Annotated in this window: 21 protein-coding genes and 1 pseudogene; 13 read left to right on the forward strand and 9 right to left on the reverse strand. The window is 63.5% G+C overall.

Translation table 11 applies throughout. The features are described 5' to 3' along the window. The 5 genes from HUI96_RS29615 to HUI96_RS24320 form a co-directional block, all read left to right on the forward strand. Positions 1–411: DMT family transporter (locus tag HUI96_RS29615; RefSeq protein WP_237684352.1), on the forward strand; the 411-nt coding region annotated here is incomplete at its 5' end. A 368-nt stretch (positions 412–779) separates the two neighbouring features. Beyond that, positions 780–1,214 (forward strand): VOC family protein, encoded by a 435-nt coding sequence (locus tag HUI96_RS24305; protein ID WP_188257308.1) that lies wholly within the window; start codon positions 780–782, stop codon positions 1,212–1,214. Positions 1,215–1,248: 34 nt separating this feature from the next. After that, the gene (locus tag HUI96_RS24310) at positions 1,249–1,551 is read left to right on the forward strand and encodes an antibiotic biosynthesis monooxygenase (RefSeq protein ID WP_188257309.1); all 303 of its coding nucleotides are present in this window, start codon (positions 1,249–1,251) and stop codon (positions 1,549–1,551) included. A gap of 130 nt (positions 1,552–1,681) precedes the next feature. Continuing rightward, a complete protein-coding gene (locus HUI96_RS24315) occupies positions 1,682–2,041 on the forward strand; it encodes an antibiotic biosynthesis monooxygenase (protein ID WP_237684353.1) in 360 nt (119 codons plus the stop codon). A gap of 92 nt (positions 2,042–2,133) precedes the next feature. Next, positions 2,134–2,742 carry a pyridoxamine 5'-phosphate oxidase family protein gene (locus HUI96_RS24320; RefSeq protein ID WP_188257310.1) on the forward strand — a complete coding sequence of 203 codons (609 nt, stop codon included), beginning with the start codon at positions 2,134–2,136 and terminating at the stop codon, positions 2,740–2,742. Between the two features lie 310 nt (positions 2,743–3,052). Here the strand turns inward: HUI96_RS24320 and HUI96_RS24325 are convergent, their stop codons facing one another. After that, positions 3,053–3,472: a LysR substrate-binding domain-containing protein gene (locus tag HUI96_RS24325; protein ID WP_188257311.1), complete on the reverse strand. Its 420-nt coding sequence runs from the start codon at positions 3,470–3,472 to the stop codon at positions 3,053–3,055. Positions 3,473–3,600: 128 nt separating this feature from the next. Between HUI96_RS24325 and HUI96_RS24330 the strand changes: the two genes are divergently transcribed. The 3 genes from HUI96_RS24330 (at position 3,601) to HUI96_RS24335 (ending at position 5,363) form a co-directional block, all read left to right on the forward strand. Then, the gene (locus HUI96_RS24330) at positions 3,601–4,062 is read left to right on the forward strand and encodes a carboxymuconolactone decarboxylase family protein (protein ID WP_337918611.1); all 462 of its coding nucleotides are present in this window, start codon (positions 3,601–3,603) and stop codon (positions 4,060–4,062) included. Between the two features lie 99 nt (positions 4,063–4,161). After that, positions 4,162–4,644, forward strand: coding sequence for a VOC family protein (locus tag HUI96_RS30330; protein ID WP_425299288.1), 483 nt, complete (start codon positions 4,162–4,164; stop codon positions 4,642–4,644). After that, complete coding sequence (locus HUI96_RS24335) at positions 4,584–5,363, forward strand: hypothetical protein (RefSeq protein WP_188257312.1); 780 nt, start codon at positions 4,584–4,586, stop codon at positions 5,361–5,363. Before HUI96_RS30330 ends, HUI96_RS24335 begins: the two co-directional genes overlap by 61 nt. A 111-nt stretch (positions 5,364–5,474) precedes the next feature. Here the strand turns inward: HUI96_RS24335 and HUI96_RS29620 are convergent. Then, positions 5,475–5,726: pseudogene (locus tag HUI96_RS29620) on the reverse strand (hypothetical protein); the annotation flags it as partial. A gap of 37 nt (positions 5,727–5,763) precedes the next feature. Between HUI96_RS29620 and HUI96_RS24340 the strand changes: the two are divergent. Next, on the forward strand, positions 5,764–6,084 hold the full coding sequence (locus tag HUI96_RS24340; protein WP_188257313.1) for an ArsR/SmtB family transcription factor: 321 nt from the start codon (positions 5,764–5,766) through the stop codon (positions 6,082–6,084). Here HUI96_RS24340 and HUI96_RS24345 read toward each other — a convergent pair. From HUI96_RS24345 to HUI96_RS24375, 7 genes are all read right to left on the reverse strand, one after another. Beyond that, positions 6,081–6,239 carry a hypothetical protein gene (locus HUI96_RS24345; RefSeq protein WP_188257314.1) on the reverse strand — a complete coding sequence of 53 codons (159 nt, stop codon included), beginning with the start codon at positions 6,237–6,239 and terminating at the stop codon, positions 6,081–6,083. The genes HUI96_RS24340 and HUI96_RS24345 overlap by 4 nt on opposite strands. 718 nt (positions 6,240–6,957) lie before the next feature. Further along, positions 6,958–8,382 (reverse strand): NAD(P)H-dependent oxidoreductase, encoded by a 1,425-nt coding sequence (locus tag HUI96_RS24350; RefSeq protein WP_188257315.1) that lies wholly within the window; start codon positions 8,380–8,382, stop codon positions 6,958–6,960. A 32-nt stretch (positions 8,383–8,414) separates the two neighbouring features. Continuing rightward, entirely contained in the window at positions 8,415–9,929 is a 1,515-nt protein-coding gene (locus HUI96_RS24355) for a tripartite tricarboxylate transporter permease (RefSeq protein ID WP_188257316.1), read from the reverse strand. Between the two features lie 21 nt (positions 9,930–9,950). Then, positions 9,951–10,433, reverse strand: a complete 483-nt coding sequence (locus tag HUI96_RS24360; protein WP_188257317.1) for a tripartite tricarboxylate transporter TctB family protein — start codon at positions 10,431–10,433, stop codon at positions 9,951–9,953. A gap of 62 nt (positions 10,434–10,495) precedes the next feature. Further along, entirely contained in the window at positions 10,496–11,491 is a 996-nt protein-coding gene (locus HUI96_RS24365) for a tripartite tricarboxylate transporter substrate binding protein (RefSeq protein ID WP_188257318.1), read from the reverse strand. A 297-nt stretch (positions 11,492–11,788) separates the two neighbouring features. Beyond that, complete coding sequence (locus HUI96_RS24370) at positions 11,789–12,961, reverse strand: L-rhamnonate dehydratase (RefSeq protein ID WP_188257319.1); 1,173 nt, start codon at positions 12,959–12,961, stop codon at positions 11,789–11,791. 33 nt (positions 12,962–12,994) lie between these two features. After that, complete coding sequence (locus HUI96_RS24375) at positions 12,995–13,999, reverse strand: 4-hydroxythreonine-4-phosphate dehydrogenase PdxA (RefSeq protein ID WP_188257320.1); 1,005 nt, start codon at positions 13,997–13,999, stop codon at positions 12,995–12,997. Positions 14,000–14,150: 151 nt separating this feature from the next. On the opposite strand from HUI96_RS24375, the gene HUI96_RS24380 reads away from it, so the two are divergent. From HUI96_RS24380 to HUI96_RS24395, 4 genes are all read left to right on the forward strand, one after another. After that, a complete protein-coding gene (locus HUI96_RS24380) occupies positions 14,151–14,870 on the forward strand; it encodes a FadR/GntR family transcriptional regulator (protein WP_188257321.1) in 720 nt (239 codons plus the stop codon). Positions 14,871–15,519: 649 nt separating this feature from the next. Further along, entirely contained in the window at positions 15,520–16,041 is a 522-nt protein-coding gene (locus HUI96_RS24385; RefSeq protein ID WP_188257322.1) for an arsenate reductase (azurin) small subunit, read from the forward strand. A 14-nt stretch (positions 16,042–16,055) separates the two neighbouring features. Beyond that, a complete protein-coding gene (locus HUI96_RS24390) occupies positions 16,056–18,734 on the forward strand; it encodes an arsenate reductase (azurin) large subunit (RefSeq protein ID WP_188257323.1) in 2,679 nt (892 codons plus the stop codon). A gap of 134 nt (positions 18,735–18,868) precedes the next feature. After that, the gene (locus HUI96_RS24395; protein ID WP_188257324.1) at positions 18,869–19,906 is read left to right on the forward strand and encodes a medium chain dehydrogenase/reductase family protein; all 1,038 of its coding nucleotides are present in this window, start codon (positions 18,869–18,871) and stop codon (positions 19,904–19,906) included. Positions 19,907–20,007 lie beyond the last annotated feature (101 nt).

Below are 20,007 nucleotides of genomic sequence, written 5' to 3' on the forward strand. Positions count from 1 at the left end.
ACCGCGGGCGGCCTCCTTCTGGTCCCGGTAGCACTCATGTTCGAGCCCATTCCTCCGGTCCCGACCCTGACCAACCTGCTCGCGCTGACGTGGCTCGGCCTAGTCGGCATGGCCCTGACCTATGTCCTCTGGTTGCGAGGGGTCACGCGCCTGGACTCATCGGTGGTTTCACCGCTGTTGCTGCTCAGCCCGGTGACCGCCGTGCTGCTCGGCTGGCTGTTCCTGAACCAGACGCTGACCGCGCTTCAGATCGCAGGCGGCATTCTTGTCGTGGGCAGCATTTGGCTCGGGCAACGCGCCAATCACCCTTCCGCGGCCCCCATTCCTAGGCAGACTGGACAGGCGGGAGCCGGCTTTCCATTAGTCGGAAGAACTGTGCGCTGCGCAAGGCCGCGACGAAGCTCGGCCTAATCACTGTGTCCTCGCAAGGGACAACGCGATCCTCCATCCCTGGCTCATCATCGTGGCGAGCCTGCTCGGCAATGGCTCGTCCTTGTCGCCGAGCAACTTCCTCGAGGGCGGCGATCGCACGCGTCGCCACGGGCGGGGAGAGCGCCAGTCGCCAGGCAGCGGGAGCGAAGCCCCCTGCTCCGCGATGGACACGGACACAGTCATCGCTGGCAACCTGTCCATGAGCGATTATTCCCCATGCAGAAATGCTCCATTGCGGAGAATGGGAATTCTGCTCACAGAAGGGGAAGGGCGTTGTCCCGTTCACCGGGCGGCCAGCACCGCCCGACCCATCACGAAAGGACATCCTCCATGGCCCGAGTCGTGCGATGATGAATGCTGCCCTGACGTCTGGCGTCGACCATGTCGGCCTGACGGTCCCCGACCTTGCCGCCTCCCAGGCGTTCTTCACGGACTGCCTCGGCTGGACCCTGCTGGGAGAGAAGCCAGACTATCCGGCCGCCTTCGTTTCCGATGGCGTCACGCGGGTGACCCTGTGGCCGGTGAAGGACCGGGAGGGACACGTGCCTTTCGATCGGCACCGGAACGTGGGACTGCACCATCTCGCCTTCCGGGTGGTCGATCTCCCCACGCTTCACGCCATCCATGAGCGCGTAGCCAAGTGGCCGGGAGCCGTGGTCGAGTTCGCGCCGGAGCCGAGCGGTACCGGACCCAAGGTCCACTGCATGATCCGCGAGCCCGGCGGCAACAGGATCGAGTTCGCATACCTGCCGCAGGACATCCCACGCCGCGCGGAGGGATGAAGCGCTATCAGGCCTCTGCGCATTTGAGAAATCATTGAACGATGCGGTCCAGGTGACACCGAACCCCTTTCCTGGCGCTCGGACTCATGACGACGACAGTCCCGTCGTCCTGATCAACACGTTCCACCCGAAGCCGGGAAAGCTGGACGAGTTTCTCGAAACGCAGATCGCCGAGGCTGGGCACCTGGGCGGTGCCGCCCGCGCGATGGGCTGGCTGGGGAACCGCATCCACCGCGCCCAGGACGGCCGGACGGCCGTCATCGTCACGGCCTTTGCACCGGAGGCGGCACGGAAGCGATGGGCTGAGAGCGACCTGTCCATACCTCGAACGGGTTGATTCAGAGGCATTCGACCTGGTGTTCGAGAGCAACGGCCCGTAGCTCCGGGCGTGCCGGAAATGGAAGGAACATCCCGTCTGCGGCGATCAGGGAGACGGGATCAACAGCCCACCCAGGAGGGGACAAGAGATGATGCAGGCCCAACCCGATTCAAGATCCGTCTATCGCATCGACAAATTCATCGTGCCACCGCCCGCTCGCGACGAGTTCATGGCAAAGGTACTCGAAACACATGAATGGCTCTGGACCATGGAGGGATGCCTTCAGAACCTTGTCCTGGAGCAGGTCTCCGGCACAGGCCGCTACAACGTCGTGACCGTCGTCGAGTGGGCAGATGCCGCCTCATTGGAAAAGGCCACGGCCGCCATGCTGCACAAGCGAGAGCGGGACGGCTTCGATCCCCGGGAAATGCTCGCGCGGCTGGGCATCGTGGCCGACCTGGCAAACTACGGAACGTGCGCCATGACAGGCCACTCACCCGGGCCTTAGGGTGTCATGCACTTACTTCCGGGTTTGTGCCAGCCCTTCGCCTCCCGGCCTCGACATAGACCGCTTGTCCTCGGCCAACTGAAAGGAAACCCATGCTTGTCACCACTCTCGAGGACCTGGAAGCCCTTTACGGCCCATCTTCCGATGCCGCACGCGTGAAGGAGACGGACCGGATCGTCCCGGAGTACCGCGTCTTGATCGAAGCATCGCCCTTCCTCGCGCTGGCGACGCGGGGACCCGACGGCCTCGACTGCTCGCCCCGCGGCGACGGGCCCGGGTTTGCGCGCGTGGCCGACGACAGGACACTCCTGCTGCCCGACCGGCGCGGCAACAACCGCATCGATTCCTTGCGCAACATCCTCCACGATCCACGAGTCGCATTGCTGTTCCTCATTCCCGGCGTCGGCGAGACGCTGCGTGTCAACGGCCGTGCCGCCATCTCGGCAGATGCTTCGCTGCTGGAGAGCTTTGCCGTCGACGGCAAGCCTCCCCGCACGGTGCTGGTGATCCGTGTCGAAGCCGTGTTCTTTCAATGCTCCCGCGCGATCGTGCGCTCGGACCTGTGGAACCCGGAACGCCATGTGGCCCGATCGAGTCTCCCCAGCGCCGGACAGATCCTGGCGGCATGCAGCCGCAACCGGATCGACGGCTCGGATTACGATCGGGCCTTGCCGGAGCGGGTGCGCGCGACTCTCTACTGATCCCAAACGCATGAGCCACCACACGCACTCCTTTGGGGGAAACCCGGATTGACGGTGGATACCACTTGCGCTTGTCGAAGTAACACAAGCCCAACGATGCCCTGGCAGGTCGCTGGCCTGGAGAACCTCCTTGTATCCGCTGGCAACGACCACCAGAAAAGACCCTCAACCTTGGTGATCAGTGCTTTCCGCGAGTCCGTCACGGGCGCCGAACTCCCCCTCATACCTCCCGACAGGAGCGAGCCGAGCACCAGGAGGAGGAAGGGTCGTAGTCTGTCAGGGAACCTCGCCCGGGAACGTTCGGACGGCCTCAGTTGATCGAGCCGTCCGCGCGCAGCCGTTGGGCGGCGAAGTCGATGAACGCCCGCACCCGGGCCGAGGCCTGCCTTCCCTCCCGGTGCACGAGGTGGATCGGCACCGGCGCGGGCTCGTTCCCGGCCAGCACGCACTTCAACCGCCCGGCGGCAAGCTCCGGGGCAACCATGTAGGACAGCACCGACGTCAGCCCATGTCCCTGTACGGCGGCGGTGATCGCCATCTCCGCCGTGTTCACCTCCAGACCAGGCCACGGCCTGACCTTCACTTCAGAGGCGCCATCCCTGAACGACCATTCCGGCGCGGGCGTAACGCCCTGGAAGGCAATGGTCCGGTGGCGGATCAGGTCATCAGGCTCCTGGGGGATGCCGTTTGCGGCAAGATAGGCGGGCGACGCGCAGACGAGACGCCGCACCGAGCCGCGACCATCGCCGCTCTGTTTCGAAAAGGACTTCTCCCATGGCTCGCATCCTTGCTGTCGACCCCGCCGCCGCCACAGGCGAGGCCAAGATCCTCCTCGAGGCCGTGAAGGCGTAGCTCGGCATGACACCCGACTTCCTGCGCGTGCTCGCCCACTCCCCTGCCGCTCTCGGTTCCTTCCTGGGCCTCTATGGCATCGCTGAGCAGGGCAGCCTCGATCCCCAGACCCGCGAACGCATCGCCCTGACGCTGGCCGAGCAGAACAGTTGCGAATACTGCCTGTCGGCCCACACCGCCATCGGCCGCAGCGCCGGCCTGACGGGCGACGAGATGGCGGCCAACCGCCAGGGCACCTCGCAGGATGCCAAGGCAGCCGCCGCGGTCGCGTTTGCCCGCGCTCTCGTCAAGCACAAGGGCGAGGTGACGAACGCCGAACTCGACGCTGTGCGGAAGGCCGGCTACCGCGAGGCCGAGATCGTCGAGATCATCGTGCATGTCAGCATGAACCTGCTCACCAACATCCTCGGCAGGGCGAGCCGGATCGAGATCGACTTCCCGAAGGTGGCTCTCCGGCAGGCCGCTTGATCCTACCTTTCGCGGACCCTTGCCCCCGCCGGATTTGCCCGGGCGGGCACTCCCCTCCGGCGCCCGCCCCTCCTACCATCAACTCTCCAGGAAAGCGGGATGACCCAACCCGTTCTGACATCCGAAGTCGATCACATCGGCCTAACCGTCTCTGATCTCGCCGCAACCCGGACCTTGTTCACCGACTGTCTCGGCTGGACGCTGCTCTGGGAAATCCCGGCCTATCCGGATGCCTTCGTCACAGACGGCACCACGCGAGTGACGCTCTGGGAGATTAGGCGTGGCAAGCCACGTCCCTTTCGACAGACACCGGAAACTAGTCCTCCACCATCTCGCCCTCCGAGTGTCGGACCTGCCCACGCTCAAAGCCATTCATGGGCGCGCTTTCGCGGCAACGTTCAGTATATCAGCGCGGGCAACATCGCCGCCGACGGCCGCGTCGCCCTGATCCTGATGGACTACCCGAATCGCCGCCGCCTTAAGCTCTGGGCGCGAGCATACACGAGGACGAGGATCCCGCCTTGCTGGCGCGTCTCGAGGTCCCGACCTACCGCGCCCGGGTCGAGCGGGCCATCGTCATGACGGTCGAGGCGTTCGACTGGAACTGCCCGCAGCATATCACGCCCCGCTTCACGGAGGCGGAGAGCGCCGACCTCGTCTCACCGCTGCGGCAGCGGCTCGCGGAAATCACGCCGGAGAACGAGTCCTTGAAGGCGACAGTCGCGAACGCGCAGGCGCTCGGCAGCGGTCCGCTGGAGTTGGCGATCACAGGCATGCGCCAGTTGACGCCCCGGATCAGGGCGTACGAGTTGCGGGCATCCGACGGCGGTCTCCTGCCCGCCTGGACGGCGGGCGCGCATCTCAGCGTGCCTGTCCGCCTTCCCGATGGGCGGGAACAGACCCGCAGCTACTCGCTGATGCGCGATCCCGCGCAGCACGAACCCCGGCCGAGATGGCGCTGCGGCGCGACCTGGAGGCCAGGCTCGGCGGCCGCCTGCGGACCTACTTCAGCCAGGATGCCGTACCGACGCCGTTGGACGTCGGCAAGGTCCCTGGCGGACTTGCCGCCGGATGCCATGGTCTATGTCTGCGGTCCCGCCTCCTTGATCGCGGCGGTGACGGGCAGTCGGAGGCGATGGGCATTCCGCCGGATCGCGTCCGGTCCGAACGCTTCACGGCGGAGACGCCGCGCGAAGGAATTGGCCGATCACGCTGCATCTGGCCCGAAGCGACAAACGCTCGCCGTCGCCCGTGAGGAGACTTGTCGAGCGCGTCCCAGGCTGTCTCAACCGCCCCTATGACTTGTCTGGCGCGCTCGTATTTCGCCGCCTTGGATAGGCGGCTAGAAAATGTCTATGTCGGGATGGTGGAAAGAAGACGTCCATCACCCGCTATTTTTCGATCTTGAGCCGTCACCATGCGTCTTCCTTGCGCACCATGTGGACGATGTTGGCCGGGTTCATGATCCAGCCGCCTCGAAAACCGGGCTCCAAGGCTCGACCGCGTCGCAGCGGGTGATGCCGTTGCTTTCCAAATGCGCAAGTGCGGCTTTGTGGTCGTCAGTGAACAGTTCACCAGACTTCAGCCTGGCTTAGCACCGGGACTTCTTCCAGCCAGAGCCGGTTCGGACCGAGTTCGAAGCCGACTGCTGGCGCTTTGGTTTCGCTTGTCAGGCTTCAAGCTATGTTATAAAAATATAACATGTCAAGAGATTCGAAAGACGACCTGGTGTTCAAGGCGCTGGCGCACCCGGTGCGGCGGGGCTTGCTGGATCACATCCGGGATCAGCCCAAGACAACCGGCGCGCTTTGTGACGCCTATCCCGAACTCGACCGCTGCACGGTTATGCAGCATCTGAAAGTGCTGGAGGACGCCAGCCTGATCCTGGCCAGGCGCGAAGGCCGCGAGCGCTGGAACCATTTGAACGCCCTGCCGATCAAGGCGATCTCTGATCGCTGGATCAGCCAATATGCCGGCCACGCGATCAGCGTTCTGGACAGAATGAGGAGTGCACTCGGCTAGACCGCTTTCAATTGTCTGCTGACTGAGGAGTTATCGTTATGCGAGAGCGACTTCGGCCCGATGACGTTCCTGTGCTCGCCGGCCATCTTGTGCACGGCGATCAACCACCAGCGCACGCCCGACGCCCTCAACTGCGCGTTCGAGCGCCAGTTCACCCCCCGATATCCCGGGACAATGCCCTGGATCTGCGCCTATAAGGTGGCCGTGTACGCCTGACCAAATGCGCCGAAGAATTCGAAACAGGTCCTCGGCTAGCGGACGCGGCGGTCCGCTAGCGGGTGATTCAAGCTTCGAACGGGGCATTGACAGAATGTCGGGGGCGGAAGGCCGGAGCCAGCGTACAGAGTGGTCTCGTGCAATGTCGGCTTTCAGGCAGTGGGCAAACTGACCCCAACGGCATATGCGGCGCACAGCAGTCGTTCATCACGTGTGGCAAGAACGGCTGGAACGGGTCAATCCTTCACGTCCAGAAGAATTCCGACCAAACGAATCCTTGAAGTCCGGCAGGGTCGCACACGCGCCATTTCCGGATCGTGCAGAAAACCGCGACCAACGACAATAGGGTGATCCGATAGCGGACCCCGATCTCAGGGCGGCTACCTGCTGGTCTTGCGACAGGGACCGCAATGCTTCGCCGCGGAGCAACCAGAACGGCTTTGCGGTTTCCTCCAGTTCCTCGATCGCTTCCCGCGGGGCGGCGTGACCATGCTCGGCCAGCAGCAACGCACGGTGTTCTCGGCTTCGACCTCCTTGACCGCCACTCTCAAGCGCCTCGTCGTCCGGCAGGTAGTACGGGCACCAGCTGCCGATGCGCAGTCCCGAGCACCATTGTCTATCGTTCCGCGTATGTTTGGTTATGGCGCTCTCGGTCTCCTATGCTTCGACCGAGCGCGTGCGACGATCGAGAGATGCTTCGGTGCCGTGGAAACGGGCGTCCTGTTCTCGGCGCAGGTTGAGCAGGATCGAAGACGACTCGATCTCAAGATCAGCCATGACGATGTGCTCCCCCTTGGCGACCGGCCGAGCGAGCCGTCGGTCGGCGGCAAGATAAAAGGGCGCGGGCGCGTCCGGCGCCAATGCCTGCGAGGGCCGGATCTCGGACGAAACGCCGGTGATCACGTGGTGATGGCCACCCATCGCCAGATCGTGGCCGGCGGGCAGGTCGACTTCGGCGCGCGCTACGAGATCCACGCGATGCCGCGCCTCGACGCCTCCGCTCGACACGCCGTGTATCGCGGCTTCGAGGATGCTGGTTGCGGCCTCCAAGCCGAGTAGATGGCGTGGCACGAACATCATCGCGGCGGAGCCGTCCCGTGCGAGCACATGGCCCTTCTCCTCCAGCATCGTCCAGGTCGGCCGATCCTTGCACCTGACCACGACGAAGACGCCGCCGGCAAAGCTCACCTCGTCCGGCCGGCGCAGGCAGTGAAACACATCGACGCGGCGCGCACCGGAAAGCAGGCCGCCCTGGGACTTCAGATTGAGGAAGGTCGGCACTTCGCCGATCCGCGCGATTGGCGCGTGCAGGGTCGGAACATCGGGGTCGAGATCCAGGGCGTTCGCAACCAGGCTCAACTCGCACAGGTCGGGAACGGCGCGTTGCGGGAAGGCGGCGGCAATCGTGGCGCGGCGCTCGGCAATCTCGCGGCAGTCGCGGTCGCCCAGATTGGCGACGGGGGCGAAGTCCGGAAGATGCACCTGCCGTCCGTTGCTCGACAGTGTGCTCGTTCCGGGATCGAAGACGAAGTCGTATTCGCTGGATTTTCCGGCCGCAATGATCTCCAGACCGATGACCTCAGCCCAACTGGCGAGCCCGATGAGCAAGCTCGGCTGATCGCCGTCGACGGGCGTCACGACCAGGCCACGCTCCCTGGCGACTGCGGCGAGACCCGGCCCGACGACGCTGTCGACCTCCTTCGAGACGAGCGCGACATGACGACCCGCTTCGATCGCGATGCGTGCATGCTTCGCACCGGCTTCGGGCTGTCCCGTGGCTTCCACCACCGCGTCCACCGGCAGTCCGACGACGCATGACAGGTCGCCGGCAGCTATGACATCACCGGCCTTCCAGGCTGCCTCCGCCTCTGCCGAGGTCGAGCAGATACGGATGCGTCTCCTCGCGACACCGACGGATGCAAAGGCGGCAGCGGCCGTTTCGGCCTCCCTGTCAACCGCAACGCGCGCGCCCAGCAGAGGCACATGCTGTGCCTGCACGAGAAAGCTTCGGCCGAAACCGCCAGTACCGACGACCACGGTTTCGACACGCCGCGCGCCGGCAAAATGGGAGTGATAGTTCATGGCGATCCATTGATTGAAGGAAATTGTCCGTCTCAGTCGCCTAGAGGCTCTGCTTGGTCCCGCTTCCAGCGCGATGCGAGGCGCACCAGTTGCGGCAGGATCACCAGCGCGAGCGCCAGCGTCATGATGGTACCGACCAGCGGATTCGACCAGAAGACCAGGACCGATCCGTCCGACAGGATCATCGACTGGTGAAAGGCATTTTCGGCCTTGTGGCCGAGCACCATCGCCAGCACGAGCGGCGCGATCGGGTAGTCAAGTTTGTTGAAGAGATAGCCGACGATGCCGAACGCCAGCACCAGCCATAGGTCGAAAGTGGCGCTGCTCACCGTATAGGCACCAACGAAGCAGACAGCGACGATCATCGGTCCGATGATGGCAAAGGGGATCCGCAGGAGCGCTGCGAACATCGGCACCGTGGCGAGCACTAGGATGACAGCGACGATGTTGGCCACATACATGCTGGCGATCAGACCCCAGACGAAATCGGGCTTGGTGGTGAACAGCATCGGTCCCGGCGTCAGGCCCCAGATCATCAGTCCGCCCATCATCACGGCAGCGGTCGCCGAACTCGGCACGCCCAGCGCCAGCATCGGTAGCATCGCGCAGGTGCCGGCCGAATGGTCGGCCGCCTCCGGAGCGACGATGCCTTCCGGCCGGCCCGTGCCGAAGACCTTCCCCTTCCGCGACCACTGGCGGGCAATGCCGTAGCTCATGAAGGACGCGGCGGTGGGGCCGCCCGGAGTGATGCCCATCCAGGCGCCGACAAGGCAGGAGCGAACGAGCGTCAGATAGTAACGGGGCAGTTCGGCAATTGTGCGGAAGACGTCGCGCAGGTCGACGCGCGAACTGACGCCCCTGAACTTGAGCCCGTGCTGGACGGTCATAAGGATCTCGCCGATGCCGAACAGCCCTATGACGACGACGAGGAAGCTGATGCCGCCGATCAGTTCGCTGAGGCCGAAGGTAAGCCGCAGCGAACCGGTGATTGTGTCCATGCCTACCGAAGAAAGGGCGAGGCCGAGCAGCAGCGAGACCGCGGTCTTGCCGGGCCAGGCGCTACCCATGCCGATGAAGGCGCAAAAGGCGAGAAAATAGACCGCGAAATACTCCGGCGCGCCGAAGCGCAGTGCAAAATCGGCGGCCCATGACGACAACAGCGTGATGACAATGACGCCGACCAGCGCGCCAGTACCGGCCGACATGAAGGCAAGCGTCAGCGCCCTGGTCGCCTGCCCACCCCGCGCCATCGGATAGCCGTCGAATGTGGTCGCCACCGAGGACGGCTCGCCGGGGATGTTGAAGAGGATCGACGTCGTCGATCCGCCGAAGAGAGCGCCCCAATACATGCTGGCAAGCAGGATGATCGCCGAGACCGGATCCATGGAGAAGGTCAACGGGATAAGGAGCGACACGCCATTGGGAGCGCCCAGCCCCGGCAGCACACCGACGACCAGGCCAAGCAATACCCCGATCACCATGATGGCTATATGCGTGGGGGTGAGTGCGATCTGGAACCCGTCCAGCAGCAGGCCGAAATTTCCCATGGTTAGACCTCCCGCCCTACCTCAATAAATGCCGAACAAAGGCTCGAGCGGCCCCTTGAGGAGCGGCACCTTGAACGTGAGTTCGAAAACAGCGAACAGGGCGAGTGAAAAGCCGACGCCGATGAGAGCCGAAAGAAGCGGCCGATAGCCGCCCTGGCGCCAGGCGACGTAGAAGAGATAGAGCGCCGTTCCGACGTAAAGGCCAAGCAGGATCGTTACGACGACGAAGGCGGCCATGGGCCCCCCGAACCTGGCAAGGCGGATTGCATGCCGCTTTTCCACAAAGAGCTCCGCATCGCCTCGCTTGGCAATCGCCGCGTGAGCTCCGTTGTAGAGGCCGAGAACGGCCAGAAGCAGGCCGATATAGAAGGGAAAATAGCCCGGCTCGGGACCGGATTCGGTCCAGCCGACCCCAAGCTCGAGCGAGCCGAATGTCGTCACGGCGCCCGCCAGGGCCGTCAGGCCAGCCACAAAGAGCTCCATGTGAAAGCGTCTGATAACCATTTCGGCCTCCCTGTCGAAGCTACGATCCGGCACGCCATGCACGCCGGATCGTCCTGCGGAGATTACTGGACCAGCCAGCCCTCGGCCTTGAACACCTTGAGCGCGTTATCCTGACTCTTCGCGATGAAGTCCTCGAACTCGGAGCCGGCAAGAAAACGGCCCGTCTGCGAGGTCTTGGCCAAGTAGTCCTTCCACTCCGGCGTCTCACTGACTTTCTTCAGCAGATCGGAATAGAAGGCGAGCGCTTCTTCGGGCAGGCCGGCCGGCGCCCAGACCGTGCGCGGCATCTGGTAGGACTCGATCGGCAGGCCGGCTTCCGAGCAAGTGGGAATGTCGCTCCAGCCCTGATCTCCCTGGATCGGCTCGCCTTTCGCCATACGCTCGGGGCTGAACACGCAGAGTGGCCGGATAGCTGCGCCCTGCCATTGGCCAAGGTTCTCGTTCGGATTGTTGACGTTCGCGGCAATATGGCCGCCGGCCAGTTGCACGCCTACTTCGCCACCACCGTTGAACGGGACATATTTGAAATCCGCCCCGGTCTCCTGCTCGATCAGCGCAACCAGCGTCTCATCGGTATCCTTGGATTGGCTGCCGCCGAACGGAATCTGACCTGGATTGGCCTTGGCCGCCTCGATAAGGCTCTTGGCGTCCTTGTATTCGGAATCGGCCTTCACCCAGATCAGGAACTCGTCGAGCGCGAGCGCCGCGACGGGAGCCAGATCCTCCGTGGTGTAGGCCAGCTTGGCGACATGCGGCAACAAATAGACGTTGTTGGTGCCGAAGATCAGCTTGTGCGGATCGCCGGCATTGGCCTTGGCGTAGATGAAGGCTTCGGCGCCGCTGCCCGAGCCCTTATTCAGCACGACAATCGGCTGCTCCATCAGATTGTGCTTGGTGACGATCGACTGGATCGTGCGGGCGAAATTGTCGGTGCCGCCGCCGGCGCCCGACGCGACGATGAACTCGACGGGCCGCTCGGGCAGCCATTCGGCGTGAGCCGCAACGGTAGAAAGTAGTGCTGCCGCGGCAGCGAGAGTGATTCTGGTGTTTCGTAGCATGGCATTTCCTCCCGAACCTGGATTGCGATGATCATTGGCGATCGGGGGACCTGCCCCCACCGCCGCATGATTGGCTCGCTGCTGCAAGCCATTGCCGCAACCGTTCCTGATTGCGGCTTCGCGGGCCCAGGAGGTCCCGCGAAAACCGTCAAAGCTCCTCCGCGAGATCGATCACGCGCTGCACTCCGTCCACGAGCGCGCGGTGCAGCCCGTCAGCCGACGGAATCGCAACCGAACGCTCGCCAGGAACTGAACAAGCCTGATTGAACGCAGGGTCATGCCTCTGTGATGCTCCGCTTATTCGATTACGTCGAACGCGCCGATATGCTCGTGGCTCAGTTCAATCCCGAGGCCCGGCTTGTGGTCGTCGAGTTGAAGAAAGCCGTTGTCCGGCTGAGGCTCGCCTTTGAACAGGTAGTAGAAGAGTTCGTTGCCGACCTCGACCTCGTGGACGGGGAAGAACTCGGCCATTGGCGACGCGGTCGACGCCATCGTCAGATGATAATTGTGCATCTGTCCGGCGTGCGGGATCACCGGAATCTGGTAGGCTTCGGCAAGCGCGTTGATCTTGCGCGCGGCCGAGATGCCGCCGACGCGGTTGGTGTCGTACTGGATCACATCGAGCGCACGTCGGTCGAGCAGTTGCTGAAAGCCGGCCAGGGTGAACTCGTGCTCGCCGCCCGAGATCGGCACATGGCCGAGCTTGCGCAATTCGGTGTAGCCTTCAATGTCGTCGGCGATGACAGGCTCTTCGAGCCAGCGAATGTCGTAGGCTTCGAGCTTCGGCAGCATCCGCCTGGCATATTCGAAGGTCCATCCCATGTAGCATTCGCACATGAGGTCGCGGTCCGGGCCGATGACGTCGCGCACCGTTGCGACCAGTTCGAGGTTCTTGCGCATACCAGCCGGCCCGTCTTTCGGCCCCCAGCCAAAGCGCATCTTGACCGCATCGAATCCCTGGTCGACGTAGCTCTGCGCCTCGGCCCGGAGCGCGTCGAGCGGCTGCCCGTAAAGCTTTGAGGCATAGCAGCGGATCTTGTCCTTGGTCCGCCCCCCCAGCAGCTTGAAGACCGGCCTGCCGACCTCCTTGCCCATCAGGTCCCACAGGGCGATGTCGATGGCGCTGATTGCCGTCATGCCGATGCCCTTGCGGCTCCAGGCATGGGTCTTGCGATACATCTTCTGCCAGAGATACTCGGTGTCGAAGGGGTCTTCGCCGATCAGCATCGGCGCGTAGTACTGGTCGATGGCGGCCTTGACTACGCGCGGCGCCAGGGCGGCATTGCCGAGGCCAATGGAACCGTCCTCGGTCTCCACCTCGCAGACCAGCCATCCGTGAAAGCGGAAGCTGCCCATGCTGTCGCCTCGCTCGTAGAGCAGGTCGGCGGCGTTCGTGCAGAAATTGGCCGCAGGCGGCACGACCTTCCCGTTCCACTCGAATACGCGGGTACGTACGCTCTTGATCTTCATGTCTTTGGTTCCGCGAGATCGAAAGGAAGGACGTCAGGCGGCGGCAAACATGCTGCGGCGCGCGGCCGACATGGCCACGCAGATGTCGAAAGCCGCCTGCATGGCTCCGACATTTGCCGTCCCGCGCCCGTAGATGTCGAAAGCCGTCCCATGGGCCGGGGTGGCGATGGGGATCGGCAGACCGCCATGGACGGTCACGCCGCGCGAGAACCCCATGAGTTTCATCGCGATCTGGCCCTGGTCATGGTACATGGTGACGATCGCGTCGAACTCGCTGGCGCGAAGGAAGATCGTATCGGCAGGGAAAGGCCCGACAGCCGGGTAGCCGCGCCGCCTGGCCTCCTCAACGGCCGGCCCGATGACGTCGATCTCCTCGCGGCCGAAGCTGCCATTGTCGCCATTGTGGGGATTGAGCCCGCAAACGGCGATCCGAGGGGTCTCAAGCCCCGACTCGACCAGCGTCGAATGGACGAGCGCAATGCCATCGATAATGCGCTCCTGGGTGATCAGCCCGGCGACATCCTTGAGGGCGACATGACTTGTGACGCGACTGGTCCACAGATTGTCGAGAACGTTCAATTCGCCATGCGGGCCGGTGACGTTCAGCAACTCGGCGAACCATTGGTTTTCGTCCTCGTGCCTGAGGCCGGCCTGATGCAGCGAACTCTTATTGAGCGGCGCAAACAGCAGCCCGTCGGTGACGCCCGACCTGGTGATTTCGACCGCCGCTCGCAGTGTATCGAGACTGTAGGAGCCACCGTTGGCCGTCGCCCTTGCCCGTTCGAATTGTTGGCTCGCGCCGCCGCGAAAATTCCACAGCACAACACCTGACGTCGCGAGTTGATCAGGCTGTTTGTCAGAGAGTTCATAGTCGAACCGCCGGCCCGCAATGCGCATGCCCTCCTCGACCTCGTCGCGATCGGCAATGATTAGGACCGACGCTTTTTCGAGATTGCCTCGATCCGCAAGTAGTTTGGCGGTCAGTTCCGGGCCAATGCCGGCCGGATCGCCGACGACCATCGCAAGGCGAGCCTTCATTCCCGAGTTCCTCCCACGCCGCGGCGCACCGCCGCCCGTGGTCAGCCAAACACATCAATGTCATGCCTGTCAACTGGTCCGGCCACAGGACCACTAGACCAGATTGCCGGCCTTTGCTATCTTCGGCAGCGCAGCATGGAAGCTCGATTGAATGGGCATCACCTTGGACCTCAACAACCTCAAAGCAGGGCTGTCGAAACGCACAATCCGCGAGCAAGTCAGTCAGCGCATCGCCGCCATGGTCCAGTCCGGCCTCCTGCGCGAGGGCGACGAATTGCCAAGCGAGCGTGAGTTGGCCGCGACCCTCGAAGTAAGCCGGGAGACGGTGCGCGGCGCGATCCAGATGCTGGCGGCGATCGGAATGGTCGAGATTTCTCAGGGCAGCCGCACGCGGGTCATCGGAACAATCGGCTTTCCGTCGGCAGACCGCGCCATGGGCGAAGCGGGAACTCGTCGCTCCGCCCATCAAGTCTACGAGGCGAGGCGCCTCGTGGAATTGCCCACTGTCCGCCTCGCTGTGGAGCGGATCGATGATGCCGGGATACAGCGCATGAAGCGCTTGGTCGATGCGCAGCGTGAAATGACCAACGACCCCGTGCGCTTCCAGATATCAGATGCCGAGTTCCATGATGTCATTTACCGGGCTGGGGGAAATCCACTCCTCGCCGAATTCCTGCACGAAATGTACTCGTTCGGCCTTGAATTCCGCCGCCGCGTGCTTGTAGCGAAAGGCGCCGTATCACTGAGCGTCCAGGATCACATCCAAATACTGGATGGCTTTGAAAGGCGCGATGCAGCGGCCGCCGTGGATGCGATGGAAAATCATCTTAACCGGATCCATCGCACGACGCTGGAAGTGATGCACGCCTGATCCGACACAAGCCCTGTCCGATCACCGAAACCACGACCTCGAGCGACGCGGGCTTGCAGAGCAGATTGAAACGTACATTTGAGAAGAACGACCTGCGTTAACGACCGCTATGCGGGCGTAACAAGTCAGTTCACCAGAGAGTCCTCAATGACGGCTCAGGGCCGGAATCTGCCGGTCCGCTTTCGGAAACAATGCGCGCAGAGCTGCCGTTCGTATTATGAAGTGTGGGCGTCAATCCCTTTGTGTCCAGAAGGTTTCCACTCAAACGAATCCTTGTACCCCGGGTAACCCAGTCCAGTCGCAGAGCACCTGCCGACGTTTCCGCTGCGCGAATGACGGTGTTTGGCCCCCAAACAGCATCAGAGCTTCAATCTCGCCAGCAGACAGCCTGCACTCGCTGGTCTGTGACCCATGGGCATGCGGCATTCTAAGAAGCCGCTCCGCTTGACCACCGTCCTGCACGGGAGCACAGTGCCCGCGAGCGTTCGGAACCCGGACCTTCCGCACCGCATCACTGTTCGGCATTCCGAACGCGGTTGCCCGCCTGATGGCGAACGAGATCGTTCTCTCCACTCTATGCCGCTGTTTCGCGGGCTGGCAGGGGGCTAGCGCGTGTTCGGCGCTGCCGCTCGCCACACGGGAGGAACGCATGGAACGCTGCAAGAGAATGGTCGACCTCGGCCGTCGCCGCTTCCTGCAGGGAGGCGCTATCGCGGCCGCCGGAGCGGCAGCCGCCGCAACGCTGCCCAGGGAGGCCAAGGCGCAGGCCGCAATGGCGCGGGTGGAGTATCCCTCGAACCGCCTCGCCAATGTCGCCGACCTGAAGGTCAACGAGCCGCTCGAGGTCGCATATCCCGATAAGGACGCGCCCGGCGTGCTCATCAAACTCGGCCGCCAGGTCGAAGGCGGCGCGGGACCCGAGGGCGACATCGTCGGCTTCACTACGGTCTGTCCGCACAAGGGGTTTCCTCTCGCCTACAATCCCGATGACCGCACGCTGAACTGCCCCGGGCACTATTCCCGGTTCGACTGCGAGGCGGGAGGATTGGAGATCTGGGGCCAGGCCACCCAGAACCTGCCGCAATACACCCTCCGCGTTGACGACAATGGCGACGTGTTCGCCGAGGGGCTCGACGAACTCCTCTACGGCCGCCTCTCCAACGTACTTTGAAGGGAGGATCTGCCATGGCCTACAAACGCCAAATTGACCGCCTGCCGATCATCCCGGCCGATGCTAAGGTCCACAATGTGGTCTGCCACTACTGCATCGTCGGCTGCGGCTATCACGCCTACAGCTGGGACGTGAACCGCCAGGGCGGCACCGCGCCCGACCAGAACATCTTTGGGGTCGACCTGTCCCTCCAGCAGCCCGCCCAGACGGCAGCCTGGTACTCGCCCTCCATGTACAACATCGTCAAGCAGGACGGCCGGGACGTGCACATGGTCATCAAGCCGGACCCGGACTGCGTCGTAAACTCCGGCCTGGGCTCGATCCGCGGTGCCCGGATGGCCGAGATGAGCTACAGCCGCGCCCGCAGCACCCAGTTGCGGCGTCTCACCGACCCGCTGGTGTGGCGCTACGGCCAGTTGCAGCCGACCTCGTGGAACGACGCGCTCGACCTCGTGGCTCGGGTCACCGCACGGGTGATCGCCGACAAGGGCGAGGACGCGCTCTTCGTCTCCGCCTATGACCACGGCGGCGCCGGCGGCGGCTATGAGAACACCTGGGGCACCGGGAAGCTCTATTTCGGTGCGATGAAGGTGAAGAACATCCGCATCCACAATCGCCCGGCCTACAACTCCGAGGTCCACGGCACTCGCGACATGGGGGTGGGCGAGCTCAACAACTGCTACGAGGACGCCGAGCTTGCCGACACGATCATGGTGGTCGGAGCAAACCCGCTTGAGACGCAGACCAACTATTTTCTGAACCACTGGGTCACCAATCTCCGGGGCACCTCGCTGGACAAGAAGAACGAGCAGCTTCCCGGCGAGGCGCACGACCGCGCCAGGATCGTCATCGTCGACCCGCGCCGCACCCCGACCGTCGCCGTCTGCGAAGCAGAAGCCGGGCCGGAAAACGTGCTGCACCTGAAGATAAGATCCGGGACCGACCTGGCGCTGTTCAACGCGCTCTTCACCGAGATCGCCGACAGAGGCTGGGTCGACCAGGCCTTCATCGAGGCCAGTACTGCCACACAGGCAGGGTCCCAGTCCCAAGCCGACGTGGCGCACCCGGCGATCCTGACCACCTTCGCCGCCGCGCGCCAAGGAAACCGCACGTCGCTCGAGGAGGCAGCAGGGATCACTGGCCTCTCGCCGGACGACATCCGGAAAGCCGCGAGATGGATCGCCGAACCCAAGCAGGGCGGGGAGCGCCGTCGCACCATGTTCGCCTACGAGAAGGGGCTGATCTGGGGCAACGACAACTACCGCACCAACGGGGCGCTGGTGAACGTCGCGCTCGCCACCGGAAACGTCGGCCGCCCGGGAGGCGGCGTGGTTCGGCTCGGCGGCCACCAGGAGGGATACTCGCGGCCGGCAGCGGACTTCATTGGCCGCCCGGCTCCTTATGTGGACAGGCTGCTGATCGAGGGCCAAGGCGGCGTGCATCACATCTGGGGCTGCGACCACTACAAGACGACGCTGAACGCTGACGTGTTCAAGGCCGCCTACAAGGTCCGCACCGACAAGGTGAAGGATGCCATGACCCGTGTAGCCTATGGCGACAGACAGACGATGGTGGATGCCATTGTCGCGGCGATAAATGACGGCGGCCTGTTCGCGGTCGACGTTGACATCGTGCCGGCCAAGATCGGCGAGGCCTGCCACGTCATCCTGCCCGCCGCCACCAGCGGCGAAATGAACCTCACCTCGATGAACGGCGAGCGGCGGATGCGGCTCACCGAGCGCTACATGGACCCGCCCGGGCAGGCCATGCCGGACTGCTTGATCGCGGCCCGTATCGCCAACCACATGCAGCGGGTCTTCAACGAGATGGGCAAGAAGGACCTCGCCGCGAATTTCAACGGCTTCGACTGGCACACCGAGGAAGACGCCTTCATGGACGGCTACCACCAGCACGAAAAGGGCGGGGAGTACGTGACCTACGCCCGGCTTCGCGCCATGGGCACCAATGGCTTCCAGGAACCCGCCGTCGCGATCGAGGGAGGCCCCGCCGTCGTGGGCAGTTCGCGCGGCGAGACCACGACCGGAGCCCAGCACGGCATGATCATCCAGGGCCCGGCGATCGAGGGAGCGCGCGGGAAGGAGCCCGTGCAGCAGCAGGGACCGAACGCAGCCGCCGCGCAGGTGCCTACCACCGGGGCCGAACGCATCATCGGCACCAAGCGCCTTTATGCCGACGGGAAGTTCAACACGCCGGACGGCAGGGCGCGATTCATGCACGCGGCCTGGCGCGGGCTGGAGGCTCCGGGCAAGCAGGAGGAGAAGGACAAGTACGCCTTCCTGATCAACAACGGCCGAACCAACCACATTTGGCAATCAGCCTACCTGGACGTCGGAAACGAACTGGTGATGGACCGCTGGCCCTATCCGTTCATCGAGATGCATCCGGAGGATATGAAGAAGGTCGGCGTGAAGGAAGGCGACCTGGTGGAGGTTTACAACGACGCGGGCTCGACGCAGGCGATGGTCTATCCGACGCCCACGGCGCGGCCAGGCGAGACATTCATGCAGTTCGCCAATCCCATGGGCGTGCAGGGCAATGTCGTCGACCCCGGGACCAACGAGTTGATCATCCCGAACTACAAGCAGACCTGGGCCGATATCCGCAAGCTGGCCGATGCGCCTGGCAGCGTGCATCACCTGACGTTCAAGTCGCAGCAGTACAGGGCCGGCTGACTATTCGCGACCTCGGCCGCCGCGGCGCACGGCCGTCGCGGCCTCTTGCTGGCCGGTCGTTCTCTCGTGACCGTGTGTGTGCTTGGGCCTTGCGCTTGCCTGCGCAGACCAAGAGCAACTGGGAGGAGGCTGACATGAAATCTCTCCGAATCGTCGTTCGTCGATTTGGCGGGCCGGAGGTCTTGGAAACCGTTGAGGAAGAGGCGCCAGAGCCGGGCCGAGGTGAGGTGCGGGTGCGCGTGTTCGCTGCTGGCGTCTCCTTCGCAGACATGCTGATGCGGGAGGGTATCCATCCGGAAAAAACTACCCTGCCATTCACGCCGGGATGGGACATTGTCGGTGTAGTGGAAAAAACCGGAGAGGGAGCCTCCAATATAGCGGTCGGTCAAATGGTTGCTGCACTGCCAATTCATGGCGGCTACGCCCAATACATCTGCCTACCCGAGGGTGACCTCACTCCTGTTCCCGCCGGCCTTGATCCCGCCGAGGCCGTGAGCCTTGTGCTGAACTATGTAACGGCCCATCAGATGATCCATCGCGTTGCACATGCTTCAGCAGGACAACGGGCACTCATTCATGGCGCGGCCGGAGGAGTCGGCACCGCCTTGCTGCAACTTGGCCGTCTGGCGAGTCTGGAAATGTATGGCACCGCATCTCTGGCGGATCATCAGATCGTATCGGATCTGGGCGCCACGCCGATCGACTACCAGAAGAGCGACTTTGTCGAAAAGATTCATCGCCTGACCGGTGACGGTGTGGATATCGTCTTCGACGGCGTTGGAGAAGCCAATGTTTGGCGGTCATTTCAGGCTCTGAAACCGGGCGGCCGCGTTATCGCTTATGGCTTCACCTCGTTCTTACAAAAAGGCCGGCTTGAAGGTGGTTTGCGCTACCGTCTTCGCGGCATACTGCGCCCTGCATGGTACGCGCTCCGTGCTTTCCTTTCACCCGGCAGACGACGCATTCTCCCCTACAGCATACAGTACCTGAAACGGTGGAGACCCGCATGGTTTCGGGAAGATTTGAGCACGGTGCTTAATCTGCTCCTGGACAAAAAGATCAAGCCAATGATCGCTGACCGGATTCCGCTCAGTGAGGCCCGCCGTGCACAAGAACTGATCGGCGGCGGATCGGTCAGGGGCAAGCTGGTGTTGGTTTGCAACGCTGATTAAAGCGCGACCGTCCCTTATCCGGGCCACTTCTAGGCTGTGTCCGGTTTCGGCGCGAATAGCGGTTCCGTAGCAGGACAAACTGCAAGGACGTTAAGCCGTAA

The sequence above is a fragment of the Pseudaminobacter soli (ex Zhang et al. 2022) genome (assembly GCF_014595955.1).
Taxonomy (GTDB): domain Bacteria; phylum Pseudomonadota; class Alphaproteobacteria; order Rhizobiales; family Rhizobiaceae; genus Kumtagia; species Kumtagia pseudosoli.